This window comes from Streptococcus sp. HMSC072G04, assembly GCF_001813295.1.
Lineage (GTDB): Bacteria > Bacillota > Bacilli > Lactobacillales > Streptococcaceae > Streptococcus.
The window spans coordinates 1-4,506 of record NZ_KV812010.1 but is presented as its reverse complement, the minus strand read 5'-3'; the positions used below and the strand labels follow the sequence as shown (position 1 = coordinate 4,506).

Genomic DNA, 4,506 nt, shown 5'->3' with positions numbered 1-4,506 from the left:
GGGTAAACAGAAACTTGTTTAATGACCACTATCTAACATTTTGAGAAATAGCCTTAAAACCCTAGATAATTCAACCTTTTACGGTTAAATCAATCTGAAAAAAATGCGATGTTTATAAAAACTGGGTATCATTTTGGGTATCAATACCTCTGAAAACACGATATCTTATTTGCTGTTATAACCGACATTTTAAAAAATGTCTATTGTAATGGAAATACCAAACTACTTTATAGTTTTAGAAGATTACTCTTTACTTTCTAAAGCCTGTACCCTTGATACCAGATTGTTGAATTCAGCCTTAGTTGTATACCAGGTTTCAACATGATGGTTAGTAATATATGGATCATCTCCATTTTTTAACTTGGTCTCGATTAACGAATCAAGGCCCAATTCAAGGTGTTTTGTCTTGATGTTAGAGGTCATTTGTGCTTGAAGGGTTGCGTAAGTTGGAAATAAGGTGTAAGCCGTTTCGGTTTTTAGGTAAGGAACGAGATCTATAGTCTCTGTTTGTCCCCTGCTCTCAAGGTTAGCAATTCTGCTTTCAAGAGGGGCAATATCAATAATCTGGCCTTGTGTCTTATCCTTTAATTCTCTAATTTCACGCTTTATATTGCTGTCATCATAGGCAACAAAATTAATACGCTTTAAATAGTCTTCAACAGCTTTTTTGATGTCAAGCTGTGCCATTTCAATATCTTCTAAGTTATTGAAATGTTCTGTTGATTGTGTGACTTCCAGTCTTACAGATTGATCACTAGGAAACACATATTCTCCACATTGTACTTCTACTAGGTAAATCCCAGCAGGTAAGATTTTTCCAATATTAAAACTAACCTTTGAATTTTCTACGGTTGCATCGATTACCAACTTACCTTTTTGGTTTGCTAGCTTAATTGAAGCATTTTGGCCATCCAGATTAGTGATTTTATTATACTTGTAATCAAGTAACTCATATTCAAAAGTGGAGGAGAAGTCCCCTTGTTTAATAACTTCTCCCCCTTTTATCCGATTAAGATTAGTTGAATTTGATCTAATCATTCAAATCCTCCTTATTCTAAATCCCCCCACAAGCTGATACGGTTACCCTCTTCATCTGTCTGTCCGATTGCCATGTAATTACGGTTACCAGACTCACCAATGTACGAAATCCAACGATAGCCATTTGCTGATCCTTTATAGTCATATTGGACTTTTTCGTTAGCATCATAGACAGCCACAATCTCACTATTTAGGCTTGGCCCACGGCGAACATTGATGGCAGCATCTCCAACAATGAATGTCCCATTTTCTGGGATAAGTTCCATTTCATCATTTTTAGGAGTTTCGCTAAGCGGTTGGAAGTTTTCGCTAAGCGGAGTATCTGAGTATGGAAGATAGAACCATCCCTGCACATTTTCGAATCCACGACTATTAAAACGGGCAGGTCCACCCACAATAAGAGCATCAAGGTTGCCATCAATATTTTGCTCAACAGTTCTCATACTGTAACCATCTGAATCTTCGATTACAGCTCCACAATGTCCAAAGTTTACACCACCAAACCAAGCATCCATTGTGAAGAATGCACCAGCTTTAGGATTTTTATCTGTAGGCATACGATGCACTTCTAAGCCTGCTTGTTCCGCTGAATCCAACAATTCTGAAGCATTACCCCATAGATCAATACCAAAGAAAGTCTTTGCAGGATATGTGAGCAGATCAGCGCATTGTGTCCCTGCAAAACCATCCTTATCTACACCCATACCAGAATTTGCTAAATCAATAATAAATTGAATAATTTCTTGTCTTGTTGCCATAATAATACCTCACTTTTTCCATTCTTCGTTAGCTTTTTTTACAGCTGCCTCAAGAAAAGTATTTAGTTCTTCATTTGTCAGATAAATATTTTGAGATTCTAGCCCATTAATCAAGCAGCCTTTAGCATGCTCTAGTTTCTCAACTCCATGAATTCCTAATGTTCCTGCCACTTGCTCAGTAGCATTTACCGCATTTTTTGCCAAGATTTCCACTACTTCCAATGCCTTTTTACCACCACGAGTAAGAAGATACTCTTTGAGTGATTTAACAGCAATTCCTACGAAAGCGACAAAAATGGCCATTAGTGAATTAACTACGATTCCTGTGATTTGATTCATTTTTTCTTTGCTCCTTTTTTTAACTTCTTAGGTTCTTCCAAACCTTCATTTAATTGAAATTTTTCACGATCAACATTTCTCTGGATATATTGATCGATAAAGGGAATTTCTATCCCTAATGCTGATAGACTAGCAAGAATACTAGAACCGTAAGCTGCCATCATTGAAATGATGAATGCATCAATAACAGGCGCTAGATTCATGTATAACGTGAAGGGATAACCGATTGCCACAATCAAGATCATAGCTGTGTGACTAACTAGGCCCTTCCTCCATTTTCTACTAGAAAATTCATGATAGGCCCATGCTCTAGACACACCCAGAATGATGTCTAGAGCAACGATAGCCATCAAGAGAAAAACAATTATATGTTCGTCAATTCCGTGATCATAAAAATCACGAACTACCTCGATAATTCCAAAAATGCCATCTGGTTCTTCTTGATACATCAATCACACTCCTATCATTAAGATTCAGGCTGTGCTACTGGTTGAGTTTCAAGATTCTCAGATGGTTTTTCCGGCTTCTCTTCTTTTGGTACCTCCCAATTATAGATTGCAAGTTTTCCATTTTGAAGAAGAGGACCTTTGAGGTCTTTGATGGATTCCCCGTTGTAAGTAAAATCATAATTTACTTGCACAAGTACCTGTTTCCCTTCGCTAAATCGTTCGGTATGATCAGGATCTACGAGGGTGAAGATGTCATGCGGTTTGTATGTTTTACCTACTTGGGCAGTTTCCACAAGCTCAAGCGCTCGCTTGTAGAGTGTTGGATCAAGTGGATTGTCTTGGTTGGTCACGGCCACGAGGACAGACCAATCCGCAAGAGCTTTGTTGTTTTTGATTTGAGTATCTTTCTTCTCGTTCTCAAGAGTAAGTTCTTGGATTTTTTGAATAGCTACCTTGTTAGCCTCAACAGACTTATCAAGCTCTTTTTTCAGTGCCACAATAGCACCAGATGGGTCCAATTCCATCCGGACAATGTTTAACACTGCTTCGACTAGTGCAGAATCTTCCTCTGCCATGCGGTTGTTTGGTAAAACTTCTTCGAACACCCGATATGGATGATCTTGTTTAATTGCTACTTTAGTAGCATTCACAACTGGGTCAAATGATTTAAATTGTAATTTATAATCCATTAGTTTGTCACCTCATTTTTATTTTTGATTTCATTGAAAAGGTCCATCAAATCCTTATCTGATTCTAGGACAGAGCGATAGATTTCTAGCTCTTGTGTGAGCTGATCTAGTTTTTCTTGTAGGTAAGTACATCGAGCCTTAAACTCAGTCTCTCCGAGTGTTTTGTCGCCCAATTGCTTGTTTAATTCAGCAATCATAGCTAGTAAAATATTTTCGTTCATGTTAATTTCCTTTCTATTTAAAGCCATATTTATTGATGAGATTTGATTTTATATGATTTTGAACAGCTCCATTTTTTAGATCCCAACCATAACGAGCGAGAATACCAAAACAAGTCAAGATATCCCATAGATAGCCTCCTACATTTTGTGATCCTTTCCCAATAAATAGATCATCTATATAAGCTTTGCTAAAATGTTTATCGCCACGCCCTAAATTATGTTTAACGCCTTTTTCATTCATTGGAATCAAATAGCTATTTCCATCTTTAGTATTATTGTGAATAATCCAAGGACTTCTATACTGACCATTTGCATAGAATATGATTCGATCACCAACAAGTTCGTACAAAGATTCTTTTACATCATTCTTCGCTCCTGACCACAAGCGCATCCCAGCAAATGTTGCATTTTCTGTATTTTCAGTTTTGTCTTGATTTGTTCCTATGACGATTCTGGCAGCCTTATTGTCTCTTAGATACTCGCCAATAAGACCAATTTGGTTAAATTTGATAAATTGAGATGAGCTTGTATCATCGATTCTTCGAATTGTGCCGGTATTTGAAAATAGATTGATAGTCCCGTTATCTAAGTCAAATACTGTAGCCCCGTTGTTGGCACTCAATCGTCCACCTTGAACTCTTTCGGCAGCAATCTTGATAGAATTCAGCTCAGTAATAAATGCTTTTTGTGAAATCAGTTCTCTAATAAATGCTTGATTAGCAAGCAATTTCTGTATCAAGGCATAGTCAACTTGTAGCTTATCTGCTGTGACTGCGTTACTAGCCAAAATCTGAGTTGTTACTGATCCGGCTCTCATATGACCTGTATCAACACTTTCAGAGGCAAGATGGCGGTTAGTAATTGACCCATCAATTACCATATCCCCTTTTACCTTGATTAATTTCGCAATCAATGCAATTGATTCCGGCTCTTGTACAAGCAATGAGCTGATTGTCCGACCATTGATGCTCTTACCTGTCCCAAATGAGATCTGACCATCTGTGATGTTGAT

The 4,506-nt window shown here is 37.5% G+C and carries 6 protein-coding genes and 1 pseudogene; all 7 read right to left on the bottom strand.

The window, feature by feature from the left end; all coding sequences use genetic code 11:
- Positions 1-243 precede the first annotated feature (243 nt).
- Positions 244-1,038: a hypothetical protein gene (locus HMPREF2904_RS01880; RefSeq protein WP_061455168.1), complete on the bottom strand. Its 795-nt coding sequence runs from the start codon at positions 1,036-1,038 to the stop codon at positions 244-246.
- Between the two features lie 11 nt (positions 1,039-1,049).
- Positions 1,050-1,796 (bottom strand): annotated as a pseudogene (locus HMPREF2904_RS01875) (SH3 domain-containing protein); the annotation flags it as partial.
- A gap of 9 nt (positions 1,797-1,805) precedes the next feature.
- Positions 1,806-2,135 (bottom strand): phage holin, LLH family, encoded by a 330-nt coding sequence (locus HMPREF2904_RS01870; protein WP_070659607.1) that lies wholly within the window; start codon positions 2,133-2,135, stop codon positions 1,806-1,808.
- Positions 2,132-2,584, bottom strand: a complete 453-nt coding sequence (locus HMPREF2904_RS01865) for a phage holin family protein (protein WP_061455165.1) — start codon at positions 2,582-2,584, stop codon at positions 2,132-2,134. Before HMPREF2904_RS01865 ends, HMPREF2904_RS01870 begins: the two co-directional genes overlap by 4 nt.
- A 17-nt stretch (positions 2,585-2,601) precedes the next feature.
- On the bottom strand, positions 2,602-3,273 hold the full coding sequence (locus tag HMPREF2904_RS01860) for a hypothetical protein (protein WP_070659605.1): 672 nt from the start codon (positions 3,271-3,273) through the stop codon (positions 2,602-2,604).
- Positions 3,273-3,494 (bottom strand): hypothetical protein, encoded by a 222-nt coding sequence (locus HMPREF2904_RS01855; protein ID WP_070659603.1) that lies wholly within the window; start codon positions 3,492-3,494, stop codon positions 3,273-3,275. Before HMPREF2904_RS01855 ends, HMPREF2904_RS01860 begins: the two co-directional genes overlap by 1 nt.
- A 13-nt stretch (positions 3,495-3,507) precedes the next feature.
- A partial coding sequence (locus tag HMPREF2904_RS01850; RefSeq protein ID WP_218108836.1) for a gp58-like family protein occupies positions 3,508-4,506 on the bottom strand: 999 nt, incomplete at its 5' end.